At 51.9% G+C, this 25,748-nt stretch carries 25 protein-coding genes and 1 tRNA gene; 13 read left to right on the top strand and 13 right to left on the bottom strand.

Going from position 1 to position 25,748, the window contains the following annotated elements:
- Positions 1 to 35: 35 nt before the first annotated feature.
- A tRNA-Arg gene (locus tag G4551_RS06630) sits at positions 36 to 112 on the bottom strand.
- A gap of 253 nt (positions 113 to 365) precedes the next feature.
- Between G4551_RS06630 and fimW the strand changes: the two genes are divergently transcribed.
- From fimW to fimZ, 3 genes are all read left to right on the top strand, one after another.
- Positions 366 to 959, top strand: coding sequence for a fimbria biosynthesis transcriptional regulator FimW (gene fimW / locus G4551_RS06625; RefSeq protein ID WP_003021906.1), 594 nt, complete (start codon positions 366 to 368; stop codon positions 957 to 959).
- 385 nt (positions 960 to 1,344) lie between these two features.
- A complete protein-coding gene (gene fimY, locus G4551_RS06620) occupies positions 1,345 to 2,067 on the top strand; it encodes a fimbria biosynthesis regulator FimY (RefSeq protein WP_003021904.1) in 723 nt (240 codons plus the stop codon).
- A 587-nt stretch (positions 2,068 to 2,654) separates the two neighbouring features.
- Positions 2,655 to 3,287 (top strand): fimbria biosynthesis transcriptional regulator FimZ, encoded by a 633-nt coding sequence (gene fimZ / locus G4551_RS06615; RefSeq protein ID WP_003021902.1) that lies wholly within the window; start codon positions 2,655 to 2,657, stop codon positions 3,285 to 3,287.
- A 49-nt stretch (positions 3,288 to 3,336) separates the two neighbouring features.
- Here the strand turns inward: fimZ and sfmF are convergent, their stop codons facing one another.
- The 6 genes from sfmF to fimA form a co-directional block, all read right to left on the bottom strand.
- Positions 3,337 to 3,831, bottom strand: a complete 495-nt coding sequence (sfmF, locus tag G4551_RS06610; protein ID WP_085951539.1) for a fimbria assembly protein — start codon at positions 3,829 to 3,831, stop codon at positions 3,337 to 3,339.
- Positions 3,832 to 3,865: 34 nt separating this feature from the next.
- Complete coding sequence (gene fimH, locus G4551_RS06605) at positions 3,866 to 4,873, bottom strand: type 1 fimbria D-mannose specific adhesin FimH (protein ID WP_003835747.1); 1,008 nt, start codon at positions 4,871 to 4,873, stop codon at positions 3,866 to 3,868.
- Positions 4,874 to 4,877: 4 nt separating this feature from the next.
- Positions 4,878 to 7,499 carry a fimbrial biogenesis usher protein gene (locus G4551_RS06600; RefSeq protein WP_003835749.1) on the bottom strand — a complete coding sequence of 874 codons (2,622 nt, stop codon included), beginning with the start codon at positions 7,497 to 7,499 and terminating at the stop codon, positions 4,878 to 4,880.
- A 7-nt stretch (positions 7,500 to 7,506) separates the two neighbouring features.
- The gene (fimC, locus tag G4551_RS06595) at positions 7,507 to 8,199 is read right to left on the bottom strand and encodes a type 1 fimbria chaperone FimC (RefSeq protein WP_003835750.1); all 693 of its coding nucleotides are present in this window, start codon (positions 8,197 to 8,199) and stop codon (positions 7,507 to 7,509) included.
- 41 nt (positions 8,200 to 8,240) lie between these two features.
- Positions 8,241 to 8,774, bottom strand: coding sequence for a type 1 fimbrial protein subunit FimI (gene fimI, locus G4551_RS06590; protein WP_003835751.1), 534 nt, complete (start codon positions 8,772 to 8,774; stop codon positions 8,241 to 8,243).
- Between the two features lie 77 nt (positions 8,775 to 8,851).
- Positions 8,852 to 9,406 (bottom strand): type 1 fimbrial major subunit FimA, encoded by a 555-nt coding sequence (fimA, locus tag G4551_RS06585; protein WP_003835752.1) that lies wholly within the window; start codon positions 9,404 to 9,406, stop codon positions 8,852 to 8,854.
- 571 nt (positions 9,407 to 9,977) lie between these two features.
- On the opposite strand from fimA, the gene folD reads away from it, so the two are divergent.
- The 3 genes from folD to G4551_RS06570 all read left to right on the top strand — a co-directional run bounded on the left by folD (position 9,978) and on the right by G4551_RS06570 (position 11,708).
- Positions 9,978 to 10,844 carry a bifunctional methylenetetrahydrofolate dehydrogenase/methenyltetrahydrofolate cyclohydrolase FolD gene (gene folD, locus G4551_RS06580; protein WP_003021887.1) on the top strand — a complete coding sequence of 289 codons (867 nt, stop codon included), beginning with the start codon at positions 9,978 to 9,980 and terminating at the stop codon, positions 10,842 to 10,844.
- Between the two features lies 1 nt (position 10,845).
- The gene (gene ybcJ, locus G4551_RS06575; protein ID WP_003021885.1) at positions 10,846 to 11,058 is read left to right on the top strand and encodes a ribosome-associated protein YbcJ; all 213 of its coding nucleotides are present in this window, start codon (positions 10,846 to 10,848) and stop codon (positions 11,056 to 11,058) included.
- A gap of 125 nt (positions 11,059 to 11,183) precedes the next feature.
- Positions 11,184 to 11,708, top strand: coding sequence for a metal-dependent hydrolase (locus G4551_RS06570; RefSeq protein WP_003835753.1), 525 nt, complete (start codon positions 11,184 to 11,186; stop codon positions 11,706 to 11,708).
- A 91-nt stretch (positions 11,709 to 11,799) separates the two neighbouring features.
- Here the strand turns inward: G4551_RS06570 and cysS are convergent, their stop codons facing one another.
- A complete protein-coding gene (gene cysS / locus G4551_RS06565) occupies positions 11,800 to 13,185 on the bottom strand; it encodes a cysteine--tRNA ligase (protein ID WP_003835754.1) in 1,386 nt (461 codons plus the stop codon).
- A gap of 173 nt (positions 13,186 to 13,358) precedes the next feature.
- Between cysS and ppiB the strand changes: the two genes are divergently transcribed.
- The 4 genes from ppiB to purK all read left to right on the top strand — a co-directional run bounded on the left by ppiB (position 13,359) and on the right by purK (position 16,390).
- Positions 13,359 to 13,853, top strand: coding sequence for a peptidylprolyl isomerase B (gene ppiB / locus G4551_RS06560; RefSeq protein WP_003021875.1), 495 nt, complete (start codon positions 13,359 to 13,361; stop codon positions 13,851 to 13,853).
- 2 nt (positions 13,854 to 13,855) lie between these two features.
- A complete protein-coding gene (gene lpxH / locus G4551_RS06555) occupies positions 13,856 to 14,578 on the top strand; it encodes a UDP-2,3-diacylglucosamine diphosphatase (RefSeq protein WP_003835755.1) in 723 nt (240 codons plus the stop codon).
- Between the two features lie 238 nt (positions 14,579 to 14,816).
- Positions 14,817 to 15,326, top strand: coding sequence for a 5-(carboxyamino)imidazole ribonucleotide mutase (gene purE, locus G4551_RS06550; protein WP_003835756.1), 510 nt, complete (start codon positions 14,817 to 14,819; stop codon positions 15,324 to 15,326).
- Positions 15,323 to 16,390 (top strand): 5-(carboxyamino)imidazole ribonucleotide synthase, encoded by a 1,068-nt coding sequence (gene purK, locus G4551_RS06545; RefSeq protein WP_003835757.1) that lies wholly within the window; start codon positions 15,323 to 15,325, stop codon positions 16,388 to 16,390. The genes purE and purK overlap by 4 nt, the downstream gene beginning before the upstream one ends.
- Positions 16,391 to 16,426: 36 nt before the next feature.
- On the opposite strand, the gene G4551_RS06540 is transcribed toward purK, so the two are convergent.
- The 4 genes from G4551_RS06540 to G4551_RS06525 are packed head-to-tail and all read right to left on the bottom strand — an operon-like array spanning position 16,427 to position 21,081.
- Complete coding sequence (locus G4551_RS06540) at positions 16,427 to 17,320, bottom strand: carbamate kinase (protein WP_003835758.1); 894 nt, start codon at positions 17,318 to 17,320, stop codon at positions 16,427 to 16,429.
- A gap of 3 nt (positions 17,321 to 17,323) precedes the next feature.
- Positions 17,324 to 18,133: an oxamate carbamoyltransferase subunit AllH family protein gene (locus tag G4551_RS06535; protein WP_003835759.1), complete on the bottom strand. Its 810-nt coding sequence runs from the start codon at positions 18,131 to 18,133 to the stop codon at positions 17,324 to 17,326.
- A gap of 11 nt (positions 18,134 to 18,144) precedes the next feature.
- A complete protein-coding gene (locus tag G4551_RS06530) occupies positions 18,145 to 19,404 on the bottom strand; it encodes a YlbE family protein (protein ID WP_003835761.1) in 1,260 nt (419 codons plus the stop codon).
- A 9-nt stretch (positions 19,405 to 19,413) separates the two neighbouring features.
- Positions 19,414 to 21,081, bottom strand: a complete 1,668-nt coding sequence (locus G4551_RS06525) for an acyl-CoA synthetase FdrA (protein WP_003835765.1) — start codon at positions 21,079 to 21,081, stop codon at positions 19,414 to 19,416.
- Positions 21,082 to 21,397: 316 nt separating this feature from the next.
- Here G4551_RS06525 and allD point away from each other — a divergent pair, with 316 nt between their 5' ends.
- The 3 genes from allD to allE are packed head-to-tail and all read left to right on the top strand — an operon-like array spanning position 21,398 to position 24,500.
- Complete coding sequence (gene allD / locus G4551_RS06520) at positions 21,398 to 22,447, top strand: ureidoglycolate dehydrogenase (RefSeq protein WP_003835766.1); 1,050 nt, start codon at positions 21,398 to 21,400, stop codon at positions 22,445 to 22,447.
- 21 nt (positions 22,448 to 22,468) lie between these two features.
- Complete coding sequence (gene allC, locus G4551_RS06515; RefSeq protein WP_003835768.1) at positions 22,469 to 23,704, top strand: allantoate deiminase; 1,236 nt, start codon at positions 22,469 to 22,471, stop codon at positions 23,702 to 23,704.
- Positions 23,705 to 23,714: 10 nt separating this feature from the next.
- Positions 23,715 to 24,500 (top strand): (S)-ureidoglycine aminohydrolase, encoded by a 786-nt coding sequence (gene allE / locus G4551_RS06510; protein WP_003835769.1) that lies wholly within the window; start codon positions 23,715 to 23,717, stop codon positions 24,498 to 24,500.
- Positions 24,501 to 24,580: 80 nt separating this feature from the next.
- Here allE and glxK read toward each other — a convergent pair whose 3' ends face one another.
- Entirely contained in the window at positions 24,581 to 25,729 is a 1,149-nt protein-coding gene (gene glxK / locus G4551_RS06505; RefSeq protein WP_003835770.1) for a glycerate 3-kinase, read from the bottom strand.
- Positions 25,730 to 25,748 lie beyond the last annotated feature (19 nt).

Below are 25,748 nucleotides of genomic sequence, written 5' to 3'. Positions count from 1 at the left end.
GTACGTTGAAGCTGAGCATAGGGACTAACTTTGAATGGTACGCCCTGTAGGATTCGAACCTACGACCTACGGCTTAGAAGGCCGTTGCTCTATCCAACTGAGCTAAGGGCGCATTGCGAAGTAATTACTTCATGCAGATGAAACGCGTGAATTATACGGTCAGCGCCTGCTGAGTCAATGCCTTTTATTTCAGTTGCTGGCGAAGTGTACGAATGTTGATTTTTTCTGCTTGTTCAAGGGTATCCAGGAAATCACCTGGTAACAACTCAGCCCACGAAACGCCAGATTTAAGGATACATGTATTTAGAATATTTATGATTTTGCTTAACATTCCCTTACCCCTCCAGTGGTTCAGGAACTCTTTAATGTTAAGTATCGCCATCAAGGAAGAAAACAGTCACTTCGAACATGGACTGAAAATCATCATCTCCCATCTGGCAAATCAGTGGCATCAGGAGATCTGCTTTTTACCTGTCGAGAATATCGATCGCGCTGACATCGCGTTTATCTCCCTGGATGAAGATTGGCTCAGCGCCGATTGCTATCAGATTCCGATCCATACCCGCCGCCAACACCGGGTTGTCATCTGCAACAGAAACGATAAAGATAAGCTGATGTTCCGGCCCTGCCTGTACATGTTGCCGCTGATCTATCGGGAAGATGACGTTGAGGAAATGACTAAAAAATTAGTCCCCATCCTGCAAAAACGTGCGCTGCGCAACAACGTGCCTGCAACTATCTGCCATTACTGCACTACCCGCAACTTTTCTGTCGACGAACGCAAGTTCTTAATGTTTCTCGCCAGCGGATATACCTTAGCCGAAACGGCTCACCTACTCTCAATAAGCGATCTTCAAGCCAAAGCGACCCGCCGCGGCATAATGAAAAAGCTGCATGTGAAAAACGATCAGCAATTCTTAAGATACATCCGCGCCCATCTGAATTTTCTACAAAATTAGACGGGGTATCTCTGCCTAATTTTTATTGAGAAATATCTCATCCTCGATTAAGTATCGACTCCTACTGTACCTATCCGCAGACTGCCAGAATAATCCAGCCATACTATTTCCGGGGTAACAGAAAGACACACCCGGTAATATTTTATCTAATATCAGAGAGAGGTTGAACTGGATAAAACGATCTTTTGGGCATTGAGTAAGACATCAGAAAACTTCCGGCAGATTATTCTGATGGGATACGCAATTGCCAGTCTGATGATTGTTGAAGTACTGAAACCCAACGGCACAAGGACATTGACCTTTACGCTGGCAAAAATTTGGGTCAGGGATGTTTATAGTCAGCAATTTATCCAGACCTGCCGCAACAGAAATGGAATGGAAAAGGATGCACAGCGCAAAACGCCGGGACCGCTATCGCCGCATACGAAACACTAACTGTACCTGGCAATATCCCCACTGTACCTCACAAGTATTTGACCGGCTCGAGTATCTGGCGCAAAAACTCGAATACACATTACCGGACGACACTATATCTCAGGCGATAATTACAACAGACTACTACCTGGCCTATGCGTTAAGTCGACATTTATTCTCAGGCACACGTACGGCGGTCTTCCAGAGCGTTGAGTCGGCCTTACCCAGCATGCAAGAACCAGTAATTAGCCAGTTAGTGATTGACATAGAAAGCTTAACACTCCCCTATTTCGATATACTTGAACGTTTGCGCCAGCTAATTAAGCAGCGTAATGACATCCAGATCTTCATAATGCTTTCAAGTCGTGATGAAGACCTGACTACCTTTATTTCACTATCCGGTCCATTTTATATCCTATCACGCAATTTACGCCTTCCGGAGGTGCGTCACGCCTTATTATCGCCGGTTCCTGACTATATTCATTCCAGACGCATAAATCAGCTCGATTGGGAGATGATTGCCTTACTTTTACAAGGTAACTCCTTAAAAAAGATTGCATTGTTACAAACACAACCTTACCACCGTATCATCTATCGCCTGAACCAATTGATTACGCGCCTGGGGTTACCCAGCAGACAACGCTTTTTGCATCTGATACACCGCCTCAACGTTACCTCTCTTCATTTAATTTAACACCATAACCCTATGTGCGATAAGATTTTTTAGGAAACTACTTATTCTTGAATAAGAAAAAAGATCTAATTTTTACAAATATTTAATATTTACAACTATTCCTGGTATTATGCCTGGTGCCACTGTCACACTTAACCTTACTGATTCTGTGCATTTCAATATAAAAAAGCCTAATTGCAGCCTTAACAAAACCTAAACAATTGGTTTATTGTATCGTTTTTACTATTTAAAAAAAATTTTCAATCTGCCATAATTCGAACTGCAGATAAATAATACCAATAGTCATTAACACATCTGGATCTTTCAGAATATCCTAACTGACATTAACAACCGGGATGTTGTAAGTCTTTTCCGAAAGAACAGAGCAGGTATAATCCCCACAGTTTCCTGATTAATTGTTAGTTTTCCCGGTGTGAAATGGATTTTCCACAAATTCATTGTTCTGCAGAAGAACAACCGAATAAACAAGGATGAAATAATATTTATTCGGTTTTCCCGCAGAACAATTCTTGGCTATTTGACAATATTATAACGCCTGATGTTTTATCAAATTCGCAAGATACGCAAACAGTTTGAGGCATACAACAATGAAACCAGCATCCGTTATCATTATGGACGAACACCCTATTGTCAGAATGTCGATAGAAGTACTACTCGAGAAAAACAGTAATATTCAGGTAGTATTGAAAACCGACGACAGCCGTACGGCAATAGAACACCTGCGCACATACCCGGTCGATCTTGTCATCCTGGATATTGAACTACCTGGTTCGGATGGATTTACATTACTCAAGAGAATAAAGTCTCTGCAGGAGAAAACTCGGGTGCTGTTTCTCTCTTCCAAATCGGAGTCTTTTTATGCCGGGCGTGCTATCCGGGCCGGTGCAAATGGTTTTGTCAGTAAACGAAAGGATCTCAATGATATCTACAATGCAGTAAAAATGATTTTATCGGGATATTCTTTTTTCCCGTCGGACACCCTTAATTTCATTAACAATATAAACGCACAAAAAGGTGTGCTGAATGACATGCCGCTCTCTAACCGCGAGGTTACGGTTTTGCGTTATCTGGCAAACGGTCTGTCCAATAAGGAAATTGCTGAACAGTTGTTACTCAGCAATAAAACGATTAGCGCTCACAAGGCGAATATCTACTCCAAGCTCGGGTTGCACACCATCGTTGAGCTGATCGATTATGCAAAAATGCATGAGTTAATGTAATAACACTCCCGGCGAGATGTCGTTCGGGAGCATTTTATCAGCTTATTGATTAGTTATAGTTAATCATAAACGTGGCATCAGCCCTGGCGACGCCAGGCTGAACTCCATCGGCTAACGCGATATAGTTGGCGAAAAAGGTCAGCGTGGCATTGCCGTTCTCATCAATCCCCACGGCCTGGCTCGCCTGTTCGAGCGGTAATCGCGTACGATCGCTGTCGTGCAGTTCAATCGCCACCTTTTGTGCCATGACCGCATCATCAAGCGCCAACAGCGTCGTGCCCGGAGCCGGAGTACCGGAAAACGTTATCGATGCGGATCCCGGCGGGCAACCTTCAAGCTTCAGCGTAAACGCGACCGGTTGAGTGGTATCTCCGCTGGTCTGAAGCTGCTTTGTCGGCCAGGTCCCCAACTCCACCGACTTATTGCTGTCGCTGGCAATCACCGCACAGGTAAAGTCCACCACGTTGCCACGCAGCTCAATATTGATTTCCCCCAGCGACGAGGAGGCATGGCCCAACGAACTGAATGTTAGCAGGGACACCATCGCCAGAAGCGCCCCTGCGAATGGCGTTTGCTTGTTAGTCATAATCCACTCGCAGATAACCACGAGCCGTAAAAGGCCCTTCGGTAGGTTTATTCCCCGTCACGCTGACCGGCCATGCCCGAATACCGACCCTGGCTGCGGCGTTATCATCCAATTGAAATGGGATATTGCTGGACAAATTGTTAGGCGTCAGCGGGTTACCACTGCTATCGGCGACGATAAAACCTAAATCCGGGTTGTCAGAAACCATCATTTTTCCGGTGGCTTTCTCAGCCTCTACACGCATGGTCAAGTAGGCCTGTGCGGCGACGTTGGTGCATTTTATCGCCACGGTTTTTGTCTGCGGATTAATGCCTTCGGGCCGGTTTCCTGCCCCCGCCTTGCTAAACAACGATGCGCCGATATCGCCAAAATCAAACTCAACAATCTGCCCGGCGTTCACCTCACAGTTTTGTGGAACCTCCACCTTACCGCTGTAGCTGATAGTGTACACCGGCGTGCTTAGCGCATCTCCGGTACTGGTCGTGACATAGACGCTGAACATCGTCTGCCGCGGAATCGGAACCATGTTAATAAACGAGCGGATCACTTTGAGTTTAAACACCAGCTTTGAATCCATTACGCCAAAAGGCTGCTGTTTCGATACGTTGGGGTGAGTCCCCATGCGGATATAATTACGCGGAGGATAAAACAACCCGGCATAGCTGTCGGTGATGCTCATGGCTCCCAGCAGGTAGTCATTGAGCTTCAGATACTGAAAACCGCCCTCGGTACTTTGCACCGGAAGTTCAGTGACATAGCTTCGGTAGGTGTAATTCACCGACGTTCCGGCCGGACAGGTGGCATTCACGCCAATCCAGCCCGATTTTTCCGGTAACGTTACAACCTGTCCCGGCTGGTTGTTGCTGCTGTTAAAGACATTCGACAAATCGTAAAAAACATCCGTTGGCGTGCCATTCGAGTTATGGCAGACCGTCGCCCATGACGAATGTGCCATCAGCAGTAAAGCGCTTCCCAGTAACAAACCCGTTTGTCTTTTCATCGTATTATTCCTGTCGTGCCGTTGGAGATTCGCACGTCACGTTCGTGAGCGTCACCGCCTGTTTCAGACTCTCCTCAGGCAAGGCATAGCGCGCCACGCAGCGAGCGTTTGCGCCTTCCCCCCATTGGATCAGCAACTCGCCTTTTAGCGGCAGACCACTGAGATAAATTTGCCCGTCTTCGCCCACCATACTGGTCACGCCACTGGTGTTTTCCCGCACAATAGAGCCAAACGGCACGGGTTTACCGGCATGTTTGGCGGTAATCAGCGCCCGCACACCGATTCGTGTATCAAACGCAGCTCGCACCAGCGCCCCTTGCGTTGGTACTACGCTGCTGACGTTATTTTCCACATCGGTATTGTTGTTCATGGAATTGGTGTCTAACGCGACACGGTTATAGCGATAGACGGTGGCATACGGCATCACCGCGTATCCACGCCAGTCGGTTTGAACGCCGGTCTGGTTTTCTATCCGCACACCCTGTGCGCCAGGCGCTTTAATCAGCACGTTGGTATCACCCAGAGGCTGACTGAGCGTAATGCCATCCGCATGCCCTACCACGCCGCCAGAGAGTTGCCAGTTGTAGTCATGCTGATCGCGATCGTAGTTGTATCCCACGCCCAGCGTGCCATAGGCCGCCTGCCAGTTGGCACTGGCGTTTCCGCTGTAGCCATTGGTGCTGCTGTGCCCCTGATTCACGCTGTAGCTCAGGTTGCGTCCATCCAGCAACGTACCGCCGATCCCGCTCTGCCAACTGTTTTGTCCATTGCTATTACGGTTAGCATTAAAGGTGGCGTAGGTGCGATCGAAGGCGCTATCTCGCGAGTAGCGCCGTCCGCTCAGCAGGCTGAACGGTATTGACATATTGAACGCGACAATACGGTCGGTGTCGGAGATGCCAACCGATTCATTCCACGACCAGGAGAGTGAATAGCTAATACCTTGCCAGCCGCTGGCATAGCCCAGTTGATACCAGGTATTGGTGTCTGAGGTATTCCAGTACGTTTGCTGACTACCCGAGACATACAGCGATCCGTAATCCCCCAGATTCTGCGAAATGTTTATCTGGAAACGGCCCTTTTTGCTGTAGCTCAGGTTGTGGTAACTCTTCACATCGGGCACATCGTGGCGATTGCCCTCGCTGTCGTATTCGTACTCATAGCCTTCCATACTGCGATACGCCACATCGTCGAGGGTATAGAAACCACGCGTAGAGTAGCGATATCCCAACAACTGAAAGTTGGTGCCAAAATTGTTCAGCGATTTCGCATATAGAAAACGCAATGACTGCCCCTGGTGCGTACTGTCATCCGCCAGTTGGCTGCGGGCATGGGTCAGATCGACAGAAACCGCCCCCCAGTCCCCCAGGTTTCGGCCGGTGCCTAAAACCACCGCCGTGTAGCGTGAGGCCAACTGCGTACCGCCGTAAGCGGTGTAGCCTTCTGGTAACCCAGCAATTAATGTTCCCTGGAAAAAGAATGGAGAAGATTGTTGGCTATTGCCGCTGCGAAAATCCCCTGCGACCACGTCATATTTGAAACGCCCTTCTCGTTGTAACAAGGGAACCGTGGAGTACGGCACCGTATAGCGCTGTTGGCTGCCGTCCTTTTCGTCCACCGTCACCTCAAGGTCACCGCTGGATGACGTCGGGTTGAGATCGGTTATCGAGAAAGCGCCCGGTGAAACATAGCTTTGATAAATCACATAGCCATTCTGACGAATGGTTAGCTTTGCCGCTGTTCGCGCAATACCGCGAACGGTAGGCGCGTAACCCTGTAAGCTGTCGGGATACATACTGTCTGAGGAATAGAGCCGCGCCCCGCGAAATCCGACGCTGTCAAAAACGTCGTTGCCGGTGTTGCTGTCACCCATCACCAGCTCGCCCTTCAGCGGGATAATCGCGCGCTGAAGCCATGTGCCGATGTTTTTCCAGCTTTGTGAGTGATATCCGTCACCTTTGGAATAGCTCCATGCGCCGTTATTTCTCAAGCGCCAGGGGCCATAGTTCAGGCCACTGAGCATACTTAAGAAATAGCTGTCCGTATCACTCCCGCGGCTGCCGGTGAAACTGTAGTTAACCAGCGCAGCCGGGATGCCTTCATCCCACTCTTCCGGTGGAATATAGCCACGCGCGCTGTTTAACATCGACGCCTGCGGCAGGCTGACGTTTAGTCGCAGGGTAGAAAAATCAAACGCAATCTCGCTGCCTGGAATCGCCTCTGGTAGATTGATGCAGGTATCGTTCGCATCCTTACTGAGTGCCGGAAACGCGGCGATATTGACGCCAAGGCGCTTCACCCAGTCGAGCCCAAAGCACGGCATCAGCCCACCGGACTTCTCCCCGGATTTTCCCGCGCTGGTCGTAAAACGAATATCCTGAGTAGCCACAAACTCATCGTTGCGCCAGATATCCACGCGATAAACACCTTCAGGCTGGTGATTACCTTTTTCAAAACGTGATAAATCCGCCACGGTTGCCGTATCCGCAGATAAAAAGGCCGGATTAAAATAGCTTTCACCATGGCTTAAAGAGGGAAAGAGCGCCGCCAGCGTGGACAACGCCACCCCCGCCAGCGGTGGCGTAACCCCCGGTAACAGGCCAGGAAAATACGTTGTCTTATTCATCGTTATCTCAACGCACGCTAACCGTTTGGGCCGGGGTCACAGCGCCATAATCATTGACCGTCTGGAACGTAACGTTGCCCTGCACGCCTGTTGGCAACAGAACCTGCGCATCACTTTTCGGTGCAACCATCACGTTATCGACCTTCGTTTTCCCCACGTTGAGATTGACCAACGTGACGTAATACGCTGACGGATTGTTAATTTTCAGGTGGTTGCCTGAACGGGAAAACGTCAGCATCCCCGGGGCATCTTCCGGGATTTGCGGCAAATTATTCGGACGGACGAAAAGCTTGATGCGGGACAGAATCGCCAGTTGCAGAACGTTTTTGCCCTCAAGGCTGTTTTTATTGACTGACGGAATGGCTTTTACGTTCATCCAGAACAGCGACTCACGATCTTTGGGCAACGGAACACCTGCATAGATAATACGCAACGTGTTTTCGCTTTTGGGCTCGCTGACAAACAACGGAGGTGTAACCACAAACGATTTTTCTTTAACACCTGCGCTATTCTCAATCCATGAATTGACCAGGTAACGTTCTTTGGTATCACTATTGCTAATAGACAGTGACGTTTGTTTGGCATCGGCTGGATAAATAACACGGGTAGCGCCTAATGCAATGCCTCCGGCAGCCTGAACACTGGCAACAGGAAATAAGAACAGTAAAAGGATAAAACCTGATTTTAGATAATTAAACATAGCTACAAATACCTTTGGTGTGATTATCGTTGGGAAATAAATCAGGGATAAACCAACGTAAACCACACGTCTGAACGAAGCGTTCCCGGCGTTATATTTTCCGAGACAGCCCGATAACGAGCAGTGAAATGAAACGTCATCTCTTGCGTTATAATCGGCGCATAATGAAGCGGCAGCGCGTTCGGAATAATTTGCCGTTGGCGCTGGTCAAATAACTCCAGGCCGATCCCCGAAGCCGCAGACGCATCTCCACTGGCAAGGAAAACCTGCGGATCTTCCGCTGGCGTCACGCCTGCAAACGCAATCCCAACGTGGTCATAAACATCGGAGCTGCATGACGTTAAGCGCAGTGAAAACGGCACGCTGGTAGAGGCAAAGCTCCCCGTCCCAGAGAAAGCATTGGTGCGATACTGCCCCATTTGCACCCGCAAATTTTGGCTGTCAGTAGCGACCGTGCAGGCACCATTGACGAGCTGCCCCCGTAAGTGAAGGCGCCCACTTTCCAGTATTACCGTATGTGCAAACACAGGCAGTACGCACAGCATTCCCGCCAGCGCCACGCCTTTCCCTATCATCTGCCGCATCCTTCATCATCCCCGGAAATTGCCTCATCCAGTGAGGCGAACGTCATCCTTGCGCAAATCAAAACGGCTTATTCGTACTTCATGATGAACGTCGCGTCGGCATTTGCCTGACCCGGCGTAGCGCTGGTGGCAGTGGCTTTGTAACGCGCAGAGAAACGCAGGGTGTTGGTCCCTTCTACCAGAGCCTGAGCGGTAGAGAAGGTGGCACCATCTGGCTTCAGCGCGGTGGACGTATTGTCCAGAATTTCAATCCCGACACCGCTGGCAGTGGTACCGTTATCTGCAGAAGTGACAGCCAGCAGGTTGTTGTTGGTAATATCGGATTGACCAGAGAAAGCCACAGCTGCGGTTGCGGCAACTTTCGGGTCACAGTCGTTCAGCACGATGGAGAACGGAATTTGTGCCGTTGTATCACCTACTGCGGCAAAACTGGCAGTACGATACTGGCCTAAGGTAACAACCTGATCGGATGACTGAGTACTGACTGCACAGGCTGCATTGACCAGTTCACCTTCAAAATGCACAGTACCGCCGCTCACGCTTACCGGATCGGCTGCAACCGCAGCACCTGCGACTAACATCAGGCTGGCAATAACAGAAGAGGTCATTAATTTACGTTTCATGGATTTCCCTTGAATTACACACATCCGGCTCCAGCATCCTGCGGGATCCGTTTTCATTATCGACATTAAATGTCAGGCTAATTATCTCTGCATCCTGTAAAGATATATATCGCAAGAGAATTAGCTAACCTTTTACCCCGACTCTCCTGAGTATTTGATTTACTAATTATCCTTCGCGAATATGACTATTCGTCACAGCGATAAATTAAACATTTCAATTAATGAAAAATACCTGCAAATCCTTTTAATAGCCCTGGCTAATTCTTAATGGGATCTAAGAAAAGTCTTGGTTAATATTACCTAAATGCCGCCGTAATAGTACGTAACAGTCTGGTTTATGAAGCATTACCCATAAAGAACCCAGGGTGATGAGATGTTTCATTCACGTTAATTTTAATTAGCATGCTTACTATTTATTCGTAAGGCTTCAGCCTTTGTGCTGACACCATTTGCAGCCCGTGACGGCCCTGGCGCACATAAAAACGCAAACGAAAACTGACAGCACGTCCCGCTTCTGACAAAATAGTGGCATCCCCTTCGATTTAACGTAACAGACGGAATCCTCTCTCTGATGGCAGCAAAGATTATTGACGGTAAAACGATTGCGCAGCAGGTGCGCTCTGAGGTTGCTCAAAAAGTTCAGGCGCGTTTAGCGGCTGGATTACGCGCCCCAGGCCTGGCTGTTGTGCTGGTAGGCAGCAATCCGGCTTCGCAAATTTACGTCGCGAGTAAACGCAAAGCCTGCGACGAAGTGGGGTTCGTCTCCCGCTCCTATGACCTGCCCGAAACCACGAGCGAGGCGGAGCTTCTTGAGCTGATCGATACGCTCAATGCAGATACCACCATTGACGGTATTCTGGTACAGCTGCCGTTACCTGCCGGTATCGACAACGTTAAAGTGCTGGAGCGTATTGCACCGGATAAAGACGTTGACGGTTTTCATCCGTATAACGTCGGTCGCCTGTGTCAGCGTGCGCCGCGCCTGCGTCCTTGTACCCCGCGCGGTATCGTGACCCTGCTTGAGCGTTACAACATCGACACCTACGGCCTGAATGCGGTCGTCATTGGCGCTTCAAACATCGTCGGTCGCCCAATGAGCATGGAACTGCTGCTGGCTGGCTGCACCACCACCGTCACCCATCGCTTCACCAAAGATCTGCGTCGCCACGTTGAGCATGCTGACCTGCTAATTGTTGCCGTCGGTAAACCGGGCTTTATTCCTGGCGAGTGGATCAAAGAAGGTGCGATTGTGATTGATGTCGGCATCAACCGTCTGGAGAATGGTAAGGTTGTTGGCGATGTGGTCTTTGAAGATGCTGCCGCACGCGCGTCATATATCACGCCGGTCCCCGGCGGCGTAGGCCCAATGACGGTCGCCACACTTATCGAAAACACGCTGCAGGCGTGTGTTGAATATCATGATGTAAAGGACGTTTAAGATGGCCACATTTTCACTGGGTAAACACCCACATGTTGAACTCTGCGATCTGCTGAAGCTGGAAGGCTGGAGCGAAAGCGGCGCCCAGGCAAAAATTGCTATTGGCGAAGGGTTAGTGAAGGTCGATGGTGTTGTTGAAACGCGTAAACGCTGCAAAATCGTTGCCGGACAGACCGTGAGCTTTGAAGGTCACAGCATTAGCGTCGTGGCATGACCCTAAGTGCCGGATGAGGTAAACACCGTATCCGGCCACTTCTCCCTCTCGTTTTCAGATAATGACTTCATCCCCGCTTCACAGTGAACTGTTAGCATGTTGTTTTTCCACACGAAGCGATCATCATGCCCACTATTGTTACCCACGCAGCCGTTCCGCTCTGTTTAGGGTTAGGTCTCGGACTTAAAGTCATCCCCCCACGATTACTGTTTGCTGGCGTCGTTCTGGCTATGCTGCCAGATGCCGATGTGTTGTCATTTAAGTTCGGTGTCGCCTATGGCAATGTGTTTGGCCACCGGGGATTTACCCACTCACTGCTGTTCGCCTTCGTGGTACCGCTGCTCTGCGTATTGATTGGCCGACGATGGTTTAAGGCGGGATTGATTCGCTGCTGGCTATTCCTGACGGTTTCACTGCTGTCACACAGTCTGCTGGATTCCGTTACGACAGGCGGCAAAGGCGTCGGCTGGCTGTGGCCGTGGTCGGATGAACGCTTCTTTGCACCGTGGCAGGTGATTAAAGTCGCCCCGTTTGCGCTATCACGCTACGCCACACCGTATGGGCATCAGGTAATAACTTCGGAGTTGATGTGGGTATGGCTGCCGGCCGTTATGATGATGGGTGTGCTGTGGTGGTACAAACGTCATTAATAGTGCCTGATGGCGCTACGCTTATCAGGCCTACCGATCATTCCATCGTAGGCCGGATAAGGCGTAAGCCGCCATCCGGCAATATAGAGAGTTACTTACGACGCCAGGTGGTGCCCTGCGGGCCGTCTTCCAGCACGATGCCCATCTCATTGAGACGGTCACGCGCGGCATCAGCCGCCGCCCAGTCTTTCGCTTTACGCGCATCCAGACGCTGTTGGATTAACGCTTCAATTTCAGCAACTTCACCGTCATCCGCCTGCGCCCCGCTTTGCAGGAACGCTTCCGGATCCTGTTCCAGCAGTCCCAGCACGCTGGAGAGCTTGCGCAGATGCGCAGCCATACCGTTAGCCGCCGCCATATCTTCACCCTTCAGGCGGTTAACTTCACGCGCCATATCAAACAGCACGGAGTAAGCTTCCGGCGTGTTGAAGTCATCGTCCATCGCTTCAATGAAACGTGCTTCAAAGGCCTCGCCACCCGCAGGGGCAACGGATTTGTCGGTACCGCGCAGTGCAGTGTACAGACGCTCCAGCGCAGAACGCGCCTGTTTCAGGTTCTCTTCGCTGTAGTTGAGCTGGCTACGATAGTGACCCGACATCAGGAAGTAGCGAATGGTTTCGGCGTCGTAGTATTTCAGCACATCGCGCACGGTAAAGAAGTTGCCCAGCGATTTAGACATTTTCTCGCGGTCAACCATCACCATCCCGGAGTGCATCCAGTAATTAACGTACTCACCGTCATGCGCACAGGTGGACTGCGCGATTTCGTTTTCATGGTGCGGGAACATCAGGTCCGAACCGCCGCCGTGAATATCGAAATGGTTACCCAGTTGTTTGCAGTTCATCGCCGAACATTCGATGTGCCAGCCCGGACGACCAGCGCCCCATGGAGACGGCCAGCTCGGCTCGCCTTCTTTGGACATTTTCCACAGCACGAAGTCCATCGGGTTACGCTTCACATCAACCACGTCAACGCGAGCACCCGCCTGCAGCTGATCCAGATCCTGGCGTGACAGCTGACCGTAGTTCGGGTCAGTCGGCACGTCGAACATCACGTCGCCGTTATCAGCAACGTAAGCGTGACCTTTGGCCATCAGCTGCTCAGTGATTTCGATAATTTCAGCGATATGGTGCGTAGCGCGCGGCTCCAGATCCGGGCGCAGAATATTCAGCGCATCGAAATCGCTATGCATTTCCGCGATCATTCTGTCGACCAATGCGACAAAGCTTTCACCGTTTTCATTCGCGCGCTTGATGATTTTGTCATCAATATCGGTAATGTTGCGTACATACTTCAGCTTATAGCCGAGGAAACGCAGGTAGCGCGCGACGACGTCGAAAGAAACAAAGGTACGTCCGTGGCCAATATGACAGAGATCGTAAACGGTAATACCACACACGTACATGCCGACTTCCCCGGCATGAATAGGTTTGAATTCCTCTTTTTGGCGCGTCAGTGTATTAAAGATTTTTAACATCGAAGATTCCGTGTAGACGTGTGTGGATAGTAAAGTCTGTATAATACCCATAATTTAGACCGGAAGCAGCACACTTTGCGAGGTGATCACAGCTTGCGGTTATGCTATAACACACCCCTAACTCTGACCCCTGACGGGGTCGAAGCACCAATCTATCGGAACAGGATGCAAAAATGGTTACTTTCCACACTAATCACGGCGATATCGTAATCAAAACGTTTGATGATAAAGCGCCTGAAACAGTTAAAAACTTCCTGGACTACTGCCGCGAAGGTTTTTACAACAACACCATTTTCCACCGTGTTATTAACGGTTTCATGATCCAGGGCGGCGGTTTCGAGCCAGGCATGAAGCAAAAAGCCACGAAAGAAGCGATCAAAAACGAAGCGAACAACGGTCTGAAAAACACCCGTGGTACGCTGGCAATGGCGCGTACTCAGGCTCCGCACTCCGCAACCGCACAGTTCTTCATCAACGTTGCTGACAACGACTTCCTGAACTTCTCCGGTGAAAGCATGCAGGGTTGGGGTTACTGCGTGTTCGCTGAAGTTGTTGAAGGCATGGACGTGGTTGATAAAATCAAAGGCGTTTCCACCGGTCGCAGCGGTATGCACCAGGATGTGCCAAAAGAAGACGTTATCATCGAAAACGTGACCGTCAGCGAGTAATCGTGGCGACACTGTTTATTGCAGATCTTCATCTCTGCACAGAAGAACCGGCGATCACCGCCGGTTTTCTGCGTTTTTTAGCCGGCGATGCGCGCAAGGCCGATGCGCTATACATTCTCGGCGACCTGTTTGAAGCCTGGATTGGCGATGACGACCCGAATCCGCTGCATCATGAAATGGCCGCAGCGATAAAAACGCTGGCAGATTCCGGCGTCCCCTGCTTTTTTATTCACGGCAACCGTGATTTTCTGCTCGGCAAACGTTTTGCCCGTGCGAGCGGCATGACCTTGCTTCCCGAAGAAAAAGTGCTCGATCTGTATGGCCGCAAGGTGCTGATCATGCATGGCGACACTTTATGCACCGACGACGCAGGCTATCAGGCGTTTCGCGCCAAAGTACATCAACCCTGGCTACAGAAGCTGTTTCTCGCCCTGCCCCTGTTTGTTCGCCAGCGCATTGCCGCAAAAATGCGCGCCAACAGTAAAGCCGCCAACAGCAGTAAATCGCTGGAAATCATGGATGTGAATCCGCAGGCCGTGATTAACGAGATGGAAAAACATCAGGTCCAGTGGTTAATTCACGGACATACACACCGTCCGGCTGTCCACGAACTCACGGCCAATGAGCAACCCGCTTTCCGCGTGGTATTAGGCGCATGGCATACCGAAGGCTCAATGGTGAAAGTCACGCCCAGCGACGTTGAGCTAATCGCGTTTCCGTTTTAATTCTGCAGATATCCAGCTCCTCTTTACACAAAACAATTCGAGTTGCATCGAGGCGGCAAATCTGTGAGTCCCCGGGAGCTTACAAAAGTAAGTGACTAGGGTGAGCAGATGCAGCCAACAAAGAGGCAGCTTGAAGAGTGAAGTGTAAAGCGCGCAATCGTTTTCCTTGAAGGTTAATTATGCTATTCTCTGTGGCCTCAAAAGTCGAGTGTAGTGCACCACAGGAGTTTTCAGACGCATGTCTTCCCGCAATAATCCGGCGCGTGTCGCCATCGTGATGGGGTCCAAAAGCGACTGGGCTACCATGCAGTTCGCCGCCGAAATCTTCGAAATCCTGGACGTTCCGCATCATGTTGAAGTCGTCTCCGCCCACCGCACCCCAGACAAATTGTTCAGCTTCGCCGAAAGCGCTGAAGAGAACGGTTATCAGGTGATTATTGCCGGAGCCGGTGGCGCAGCGCATTTGCCTGGCATGATTGCGGCGAAAACGCTGGTGCCAGTTCTCGGCGTTCCGGTGCAAAGCGCAGCGTTGAGCGGCGTAGATAGCCTCTACTCCATTGTTCAAATGCCTCGCGGTATTCCCGTTGGAACACTGGCGATCGGCAAAGCGGGTGCGGCCAATGCGGCCCTACTGGCAGCGCAAATTCTGGCTACACACGACAAAGCATTACACCAGCGTCTGGACGACTGGCGCAAAGCACAAACCGATGAAGTGCTGGAAAACCCGGACCCGCGAGGTGCGGCATGAAGCAGGTCTGCGTACTCGGTAACGGTCAGCTAGGACGCATGCTGCGTCAGGCCGGCGAGCCGCTGGGCATTGCGGTCTGGCCCGTCGGGCTGGACGCTGAACCGGCTGCTGTCCCTTTTCAGCAAAGCGTGATCACCGCTGAGATTGAGCGCTGGCCGGAAACGGCACTCACCCGCGAACTGGCGCGCCACCCGGCATTTGTTAACCGCGACGTCTTCCCGATTATTGCCGACCGTCTGACGCAAAAGCAGCTTTTTGACAAGCTCGGTCTGGCGACTGCGCCGTGGCAACTGCTGGCAGATAAAAGCGAATGGTCTGCGGTATTCGACAAACTCGGCGAGCTGGCGATCGTCAAGCGTCGCGTCGGCGGCTACGACGGTCGTGGGCAGTGGCGTTTGCGCGCAAATGAAACCGCACAACTGCCGGATGATTGCTATGGCGAGTGCATCGTCGAGCGGGGAATCAACTTCTCTGGCGAAGTCTCACTGGTTGGCGCTCGGGCGCATGACGGCAGCACCGTTTTCTATCCGCTGACTCATAACCTGCATCAGGACGGCATTCTGCGCACCAGCGTGGTGTTCCCGCAGGCTAACGCCAGACAGCAGGCACAGGCTGAAGCGATGCTCTCCGCCATCATGCAGGAGCTGGGCTATGTCGGCGTGATGGCGATGGAGTGTTTCATCACCCCGGAAGGTCTGCTGATCAACGAACTGGCTCCGCGCGTGCACAATAGCGGACACTGGACGCAAAACGGCGCCAGCATCAGCCAGTTTGAGCTGCACCTGCGCGCCATTACCAACCTGCCGTTACCTACGCCGGTGGTGAATAATCCTTCGGTGATGGTAAACCTGATTGGTAGCGACCTGAACTACGACTGGCTGAAGCTACCGCTGGTACACCTGCACTGGTATGACAAAGAAGTGCGTGAAGGGCGTAAGGTGGGTCACCTGAACCTGAGCGACAGCGATACCGCGCGCCTTAGCGCGACACTGGAAGCGCTTATCCCCCTGCTGCCGCCGGAATATGCCAGCGGTATTATCTGGGCGCAGTCAAAGCTGAAATAAGAAGACGCGGGGCGGGTATACACACGCCCCGTTTTTTTACAGACGGATACAGGTTCCAGCATTTCCCGCCAGCGTATCTTCAATGCGTGACAGCGCGCCAATCCATGCTGGTTTCCCACGGCGTTTCACATATCCACTGACAGCGGTGACCTTTGGTCCCATCGAACCATCTGCTTTAGCAAACGGCGCCAGTTCATCCGGAGAGGCCTGACGAATCGCGCGCTGTTCCGGCGTTCCCCAGTTTTCATAGACCGCATCAGCATCGGTCAAAATAACCAGACCATCGGCATCAATCTGTTCAGCCAGCAACGCCGCCGCCAGGTCCTTATCAATGACCGCTTCAGACCCTAATCCTTCGCCAGTAACCGGGACACCGCCACCCCCGCTGCAAATCACCACATGCCCTTCCTTGAGTAAGAGCTTAATGGCGTCACTTTCAACGATCTGGCGAGGTTCTGGCGAAGCGACAACGCGCCGCAGGTATTTGCCGTCACGCTTCATATGCCAGCCGTAGGTCGCTTCCAGCTGCGTTTGTTCTTCTGGCGAATAGACCGGACCAATAAATTTTTCCGGTGCCATAAACGCAGGATCGTCTTCTGAGACAACAATTCGTGTCAACACTGTGGTCACTGGCGGCATTTCCGGTTCAGCGGTCAGGCTCTGGGCCAACATATAACCAATCATGCCCTGCGTCTCGGCCACCAGCACATCTAATGGATAAGGCTCGACCTCCTTCCAGGCGAGATTCTGTAACGAAAGCAGGCCAACCTGCGGCCCATTGCCATGGACAATAGCCAGGCGATATGTGCGCGCCAGACGCGCCAGGGCGGGTACGGCGCTGGCAATATTACGGTATTGATTTTCTGCAGTCAGCGCCTCGCCGCGCTGCAATAATGCGTTGCCACCGAGAGCAACAACCAGCGTTTTCATTCCCTATCCTTCTATGATTTGTTGTCCAATCCAGAAACCCAACAAAGTGTCTGCGCCGGAGGTATGCCCAAGCGCCAGCAGCGAATGAATCGCCGCATCCAGTCTTTCCTGACGACGCAATGCATGGGTAAAGTGGAGTAAAGGTGAAGCGAAGTAACCTGCAGCCGCGTAACGCAAGTAGCTCACGCTAACCACGGTCGTCGCCTGTTCAAGGTTGCCGGAAGCAGCAAAGAAATGTTGGCCGGAAACCTTATTCAGCGCACCGAAATACCAGGCTGCCAGCAGCATGCCGGTCAACGTGTCATCATGGCTGGGCGTTAGCCCGGGCCCCTTGCCTAACCACTGTCGCCAGTCTGTCGACAACCCCGCAAGCGCCGAGAAAAAGCAGTGACGGAACTGGCGTAGTTCGGGGCACAAAGGCAGGTTTGCCGCCAACATTAACGGCCCGAACAATCCCGTTTCCTCACCGCGATCCATCCAGGCAGGTGCAAGGCGCGGGGAATGTGGCCGGGAAGTGATTCTCAACGAACAGCGGCGATGCGGCTGGCACAGTAAAAATGGCCCCAGTTGGATCCCACCAGGGACAGCCTGAGGAGATTCGTTTCCACGTAACACCGCACGCAGCGCATCAAAATCATGCGTACGGATCACCCATCCTGCCGGGCTAAAGCCGCTCCCCTGGCGGTGCAACGTCAACAGTGCGCCCCCTTCGGCCACGAGATTAATCGCGCGTCGCCAGACGCCAGACAATTGCCAGGACTGGCGGAAATCCGGGGACTGTTGGCTGGCCAGCAAAGGATGGATGATCATCATGCGTGCCTCTTTTAGCTAATGCCCATGCTTTCAGCCAGCGCTTCGAGAGCCAGCTCAAAACAGGCCAACGGCGCACGGACGGTTCCCGCGCCAATCTGACCAATACCGGCCTCTTTATGCGCAATACCGGTATTGATCAGTGGCGTAATCCCCGTTTCGACCACGCGGCGAATATCGAGTCCCAGACAAGCCCCCTGGAAATCCCAGCCAGGGATCTGCAACTGCATATTGCGCTCCAGATAGATTTCCGCCATCTCCTCGGACACAGATTTCGCCGCTTCCATTCCACCAGCCCCGACAAAACGCGTGACGCCTGGTGCGGCGATCATCGCTGCTCCGCCAATGCCAAACGTTTCGGTGATGGCGCTATCACCCATATCAGGGTTAGCCTGTTCCTGCGAAAAACCAGTAAAGAACAGTCCCTGCGGGGTGTTAACCGGTGCGGTAAACCAGCGATCGCCAAGTCCACTCACCCTAATTCCGAACATGTCGCCATTACGGGTCATCGCCGTCACAATACTGCCAGAACGCACCATCGCTCCGGCGTCCATCGCCGCTTTACAGTAAGCCATCGCAAGGTTGAGGAAGAACTGGTCGGTTACGCTGAGGAAATCCATCACTTCAGCAATCTGCTGCTTATCATGTTGTAGACGGGCAATTTGCGGTGCCAGCGTACGCATCAGCAGGGCTGAAGAGGCAATGTTGCGCTGATGGAACTCGTCGCCCATCGTAATGCCCTGTGCCATCATGGCGGTCAGATCAATACCCTGTTCCAGCGTCCCCAATGCGGCGCTTAAGACCGGCATCAGAACATCGCGCATCCAGCGTAAGCGCTGCTGGACATCCTCGCCGTACGCACCGAAGCGCATCACCTTGCCAATGCCTTCGTTGAGATTGCAGTACGCGCGGTTCCCTTCAGTAATGTTTTCCACCACCAACATCGGCATGCTGGCAGAAGTGATCCCGCCCATTGGCCCCACGGCATTAACGTGATGGCAAGGTACAAAATTGACTTTCCCCTGCTCCAGTAATGCCAGCGCGCTCATTTCGTCATTGGCCCACCCTTCAAACAGGCACGCACCAATGCAGGCCCCTTTCATCGGGCCGGTCATCTCTTGCCAGCGCATTGGCGGTCCCGCATGAAGCAGCGTTTTTCCTTCATTAAGTTCACTGATTAACGAGAACGCGGGTTGCACATCCAGCCAGTGCGGGCGCGCGCGACGAATTTGTTCGATTACTGCAGTATTGGCTTGTGCCACTGATGTAAACATTGGAACCCCTTATTGCAAACGTTCTAATAAACGAGCCAGTTTTTTGTTACCGCCAGCGACAGGCGCCCACTGGTAATGCACCACAGGCTTTTCTGCCGCCTGTAAATCCAGTGCAAAACTGCGTAACCCGGCATTAATGACCGCCACTTTTTCCAGTAGCGAAGGTGAGGATTGATGAGATAAAGGTTGAGATGGGCGAATCAGTTCGGCGGCAAGCAAGGTAGCCTCAGGCAGTGAACTCACCACGGCGATACCGGCATCTTCCAGCGTGGCGATTTGCAGTGAACGACACTGCGGATCGCGTTCTGTACCGGTCACCGTGGCGATCGCAAACAGCGGTTGGTCGATGTCACGCACAGCGCATGCCTTTTGCCAGGCCTCAACCAGTGATGCAGCTGGATCTGCCGTCGCCCCGTAACCAATCACGACGTCGACCAATAACACCCGCACCTGCGGCTGAGAGCCGAGGTCCGTAATAAGCTGATTGCGTAACGCAGGGTCGATCATCGGATGCGGACGCCCGACGGTGTAAAAATCATCCCCGAGGTCGATAATCTGATGCCCGGCGGCATCCAACATCATGCCGTGATGATGTTGTGCATCCGCTGCAACATTAAGGTTTGCGGCCAGCAGACCCGCCGCTTCGGCAGCCAGCGTTCCTCCGGTATAGAGCCCCCGAATAAGGCCGTCCCCCGTGGCAGAAAGCGCGCTACGTCGCGCCGTGACGCGTGCCAGTAAACAGGCGAGACGGGCCGCATCATCCAGCGTCGAGGCAAACCAGACGTTCTCATCGCGGGTCGCTGCGCTGGTGTAACCTAAAAACAGGGCCACAACGGGTTTACCCGTGGCTTTCATCGCCGTGACAATCCGCTGGCGAACGGCTTCCGCAGGTGGTTTAGACACAAAAGCCAACACCTGACTTTTATCATCCGCGCCGAGCATATCCAGCGCGGTAAGTGCGCTAATTCCTCCCACCTCAGCGCTCAGGTCGCGTCCACCTAGACCAATGGCGTGAGTGATGCCTTCCCCGGCCAGTGCTATCTGTGAACACAGCTCCTGGATCCCTGTGCCTGAGGCGCCTATGACGCCAATGTTGCCTTCCGGCATCACGTTGGCAAATGCCAGCGGCGTACCAGCGATCATGGCGGTTCCGCAATCGGGTCCCATCACCAGCAGGCCTTTATCTTGTGCACGCCGCTTCAGATTGATTTCATCTTCCAGCGTGACGTTGTCGGAGAACATCATGACGTTCAGGTTGCGATCCAGCGCCTGGTTCGCCAGTTCAGCCGCGTATTCGCCCGCTACAGAAATTAACGTCATATTCGCTTCAGGCAATTTCTGACACGCGCTTTCCCAGCGCCTGACCTGCAATAGCGTTTGGCTCCCCCCGGTTGCCTGCGCCAACTGCTGCAACGACTCATCCAGTTGCTGCAAAATAGCCTGGGTAATACTTTCATCCGCCGCTTCAGTACGAATCGCCACGCAAATATCATTCGGCGTCGCCTGATTAAAATCGTCATGCCAGAATCCGGTTGTTTCCAGCAATGATTTATTCGCTGGCGTTCCCATCATCACCGATACATCGTCTACATTTTCGGACTCACTCAGCTTGCGTGAAATAATCATTAAACTGACAGAGTCCTGAAAACACCCTTTTTTAATAAAGGCGTGGATCATAACAACCCCTTAATAATTGCACCCATGGCAATTGCACGAGTAGTGTTAATGTGGAACTCAAGGTATATATCTGGCATAGCAAATAGAGTGACTGATATCACATACGATTTATTAGCAAAAGAATTTTAATAACCACCTAAGGATTACATGTTATTTTCTAACGACATTATTTATTTAAAAAGAAAAGGCAAACCAATGCTGATTATCAAATAAATTCTAACTATATTTTTTTGCCTGTCTGGATCACATATTAGATTTATTTTCCCGGTATGTTAACGGCAGTCATGCTTCACACCGTCGTTAAAAAGGAAGACAGATGAAAATCAGTCGGGAAACACTCCACCAGCTTATCGAGAATAAGCTTTGCAAGGCCGGACTAAAACGTGAGCACGCCGCAACGGTTGCCGAGGTATTGGTTTATGCCGATGCCAGAGGCATTCATTCTCATGGCGCTGTACGCGTTGAATACTATGCCGAGCGCATTTCAAAAGGCGGCACCAACCGCGAACCCACATTTCGTTTTGAAGATACCGGTCCCTGCACAGCGATTTTGCATGCCGATAATGCCGCCGGGCAAGTCGCAGCAAAAATGGGTATGGAGCATGCAATTGAAATTGCTGAAAAAAATGGCGTCGCCGTTGTCGGCATTAGCCGAATGGGGCACAGCGGAGCCATTTCTTACTTTGTGCAGCAAGCCGCCCGCGCAGGCCTGATTGGACTCTCTGTCTGCCAGTCCGATCCGATGGTCGTACCGTTCGGCGGCGCAGAAATTTACTACGGAACCAATCCGTTAGCCTTCGCAGCGCCGGGGGCTGGCGACGATATCATGACCTTCGATATGGCGACGACGGTGCAGGCCTGGGGCAAAGTTCTGGATGCCCGCTCACGCAATGAACTAATCCCCGATACCTGGGCTGTCGATAAAAATGGCGCGCCGACCACCGATCCTTTTACGGTTAATGCGTTGCTTCCCGCTGCCGGGCCGAAAGGCTATGGTCTGATGATGATGATCGATGTGTTATCCGGGATTCTACTGGGATTACCGTTTGGTCGTCAGGTCAGTTCTATGTATGAAGATCTCCATGCTGGACGTAATTTAGGCCAACTGCATTTGGTGATTAACCCCGAGTTTTTCTCCTCCAGCCAATTATTTCGTCAGCATCTCAGTCAAACCATGCAAGAGTTGAATGCCGTTACTCCTGCGCCTGGTTTTAAACAGGTTTATTACCCCGGACAGGATCAAGATATTAATCAACGTAATGCCGCCGTTCATGGCATTGACATTGTTGATGATATTTATCAATACCTGATTTCCGATGCTCTCTATATCAAGTCATACGAAACAAAGAACCCCTTTGCGCAATAATTATTGAAACAGGAATTTCATATGATTAATCATTTTCGTCACGCAATAGAAGAAACCCTTCCCTGGCTCTCTTCCTTTGGCGCAGATCCATCCGGTGGGATGACGCGCCTGCTGTATTCGCCAGAATGGCTTGAAACACAACAACAATTTAAAAAGCGTATGGATGTCAGCGGCCTGGAAACACGCTTTGATGAAGTAGGTAATTTATACGGTCGCCTGCGCGGGAGTGAATCCCCGGAACAAGTCATTTTAAGCGGCTCGCATATTGATACCGTCGTCAACGGCGGCAATCTTGACGGCCAGTTTGGCGCGCTGGCGGCGTGGTTAGCAATTGACTGGCTTAAGACCACCTACGGCGCACCGCTGAAAACGGTCGAAGTGGTCTCGATGGCAGAAGAAGAAGGCAGCCGCTTCCCGTATGTCTTCTGGGGCAGCAAAAACATTTTTGGGCTGGCCAATCCCGATGACGTCCGTAACATCCAGGACGCGAAAGGCACCCGTTTTGTTGACGCAATGAACGCCTGCGGCTTTACCCTCCCCGCAGAACCACTTCATGCCCGTAATGACATCAAAGCCTTCGTTGAATTACACATCGAACAAGGTTGCGTGCTTGAAAGCAATGGCCAGTCGATAGGCGTCGTCAGCGCGATTGTCGGACAACGTCGCTACACGGTAACGCTGAACGGCGAATCCAACCATGCGGGTACAACGCCGCTGAGCTACCGTCGCGATACCGTTTACGCTTTCAGTCGCATCTGCAGCCAGTCTATCGAGAAAGCCAAAAAACATGGCGATCCTCTGGTACTGACCTTTGGTAAGGTCGAGCCGCAGCCGAACACCGTCAACGTGGTGCCAGGAAAAACGACCTTCACGATCGATTGCCGTCATACCGATGCCGATGTATTACGTGATTTTACTCAGCAACTGGAAAACGACATGCGCGCCATCTGCGATGAAATGGATATCGGTATTGATATCGATTTGTGGATGGATGAAACGCCGGTCCCGATGGACAGTAAACTGGTCTCCACCCTTACCGAACTGTGTGAAAAAGAACAGCTGAACTACCGTGTGATGCACAGCGGCGCGGGCCATGATGCGCAAATTTTCGCGCCTCGCGTACCGACCTGCATGATTTTCATTCCCAGCATTAACGGTATCAGCCACAACCCCGCTGAACGCACAAACATTAACGACCTTGCCGAAGGGGTCAAAACTCTGGCATTAATGCTTCATCAACTTGCCTGGCAGAAATAAGGAGTCACCCATGGGATATCTGAATAACGTTACGGGTTATCGCGATGATTTACTGGCTAATCGCGCAATTGTAAAACACGGTAACTTCGCCCTGCTAACCCCGGACGGACTGGTTAAAAACATCATTCCGGGTTTTGAAAACTGTGACGTCACCATCCTCTCAACGCCGAAACTAGGCGCGTCGTTTGTTGATTATCTGGTAACGGTTCACCAAAGCGGTGGTAACCAGAGCGGTTTCGGCGGCGAAGGCGTTGAAACGTTCGTCTATGTTATCTCCGGCAAAATTGAAGCAAAAGCAGAGGGTAAAACATTCGCTTTAACTCAGGGTGGATACCTTTATTGCCCGCCCGGCGAGCTGCTCACCTTTAGTAATGCCCAGGCTGAAGACAGCCAGCTGTTTTTATACAAACGTCGTTATACGCCAGTAGCAGGTCATTCGCCGTGGCTGGTTTCCGGTAACACCAACCAGTTAGAACGTATTCATTATGAAGGCATGGATGACGTGATCCTGCTGGATTTCCTGCCTAAAGAATTGGGCTTCGATATGAATATGCACATTCTGTCGTTCGAGCCGGGCGCTAGCCACGGTTATATCGAAACGCACGTCCAGGAACACGGGGCGTATATTCTTTCAGGCCAGGGCGTTTATAACCTCGACAATCAGTGGATCCCGGTGAAAAAAGGCGACTACATCTTTATGGGAGCTTATTCCCTGCAGGCCGGATACGGCGTGGGTCGTGGCGAAGCATTCAGCTACATCTATTCCAAAGATTGCAACCGGGATGTTGAGATCTAACAGCGTATAGCCCTCCTGATACTTTTTTTATTTAGCTATGTTGGGTTTTGCCACGGTGTATACCGTGGCTTTTTTTATGCTTAACGCTGAGCCACCACCTGACCCAATTTCATCGCACAAGCGATATTACGCGCACAGTGATAGAGATTGGTTTCGCCGTTTGTCAGCACTTCTGCTAACGGCGCGAGTCGCGGCAGAATACTGAACACCGCATCGATACCATGATCGTGAACCACCTCTACGCCTTCGCCCAACACCCCGGCGATGCCGATCACGGGAACATGATGCCGCATGGCTACCGACGCGACACCGATTGGCGCTTTGCCACCGACCGTTTGCGAATCAATACGCCCTTCGCCGGTAATAACCAGCGCCGCGTCCTGGATTGCCTGCTCCAGCTGTACAGCCTGCAGCACAATCTCGATCCCGGGTTTCATGCTGGCCTGCAGGAAGATAAACGCAGCAATCCCCATTCCTCCAGCCGCTCCGCCGCCCGCCACCTGAGCAACATCCTCGCCGGTCAGCGTTTGCAGCACATGGGCATAGTTGAGCAACCCTTCTTCCAGCCTCTCAACCATTTCCGCCGTCGCCCCTTTCTGCGGGCCGAATACTCTTGCCGCGCCGCGCGGGCCAACCAGCGGATTATCAACGTCACAGGCGACGTCAATGCGACACGCTTTCAGCCGCGGATCGCAGTGTTGCAGGTCGATGCGCGCAAGGCGAGACAAACTCCCGCCCCCAGCGCTTAATGGCGCACCTTGCGCATCCAGAAAACGAACGCCAAGCGCCTGGGCCATCCCCATACCGCCATCAACCGTCGCACTCCCGCCAATACCAAGAATAATATGACGAATACCGGTATCCAGCGCATGGCGAATCAGTTCACCAGTGCCGTAACTTGAGGCCAGCAGTGGATTGCGCGCCTGCGGTTCGACCAGCATCAGCCCACTCGCCGCCGCCATTTCAATAATTGCGGTCTTACCATCCCCGGTCAGGCCATAAAATCCCATAACCTGTTCCCCCATCGGCCCGCAGACTTCCACAGAGATAACTTTTCCGCCTGTCGCCGCCACCATTGCATCTACAGTTCCCTCTCCGCCATCAGCAACCGGCAAACAAATATATTCTGCATCCGGGAATATGGCTGAAAATCCAGCTTTAATTGCCTTGCAGCATTGGTCAGCGCTTAAGCTCTCTTTAAATGAATCTGGCGCAATTACAATTTTCATCATCAATCCTTTTTCATCA

The sequence above is a fragment of the Citrobacter freundii ATCC 8090 = MTCC 1658 = NBRC 12681 genome, assembly GCF_011064845.1.
In the GTDB taxonomy this organism is placed as follows: domain Bacteria; phylum Pseudomonadota; class Gammaproteobacteria; order Enterobacterales; family Enterobacteriaceae; genus Citrobacter; species Citrobacter freundii.
This window is presented reverse-complemented; position numbering and strand designations above follow the sequence as displayed.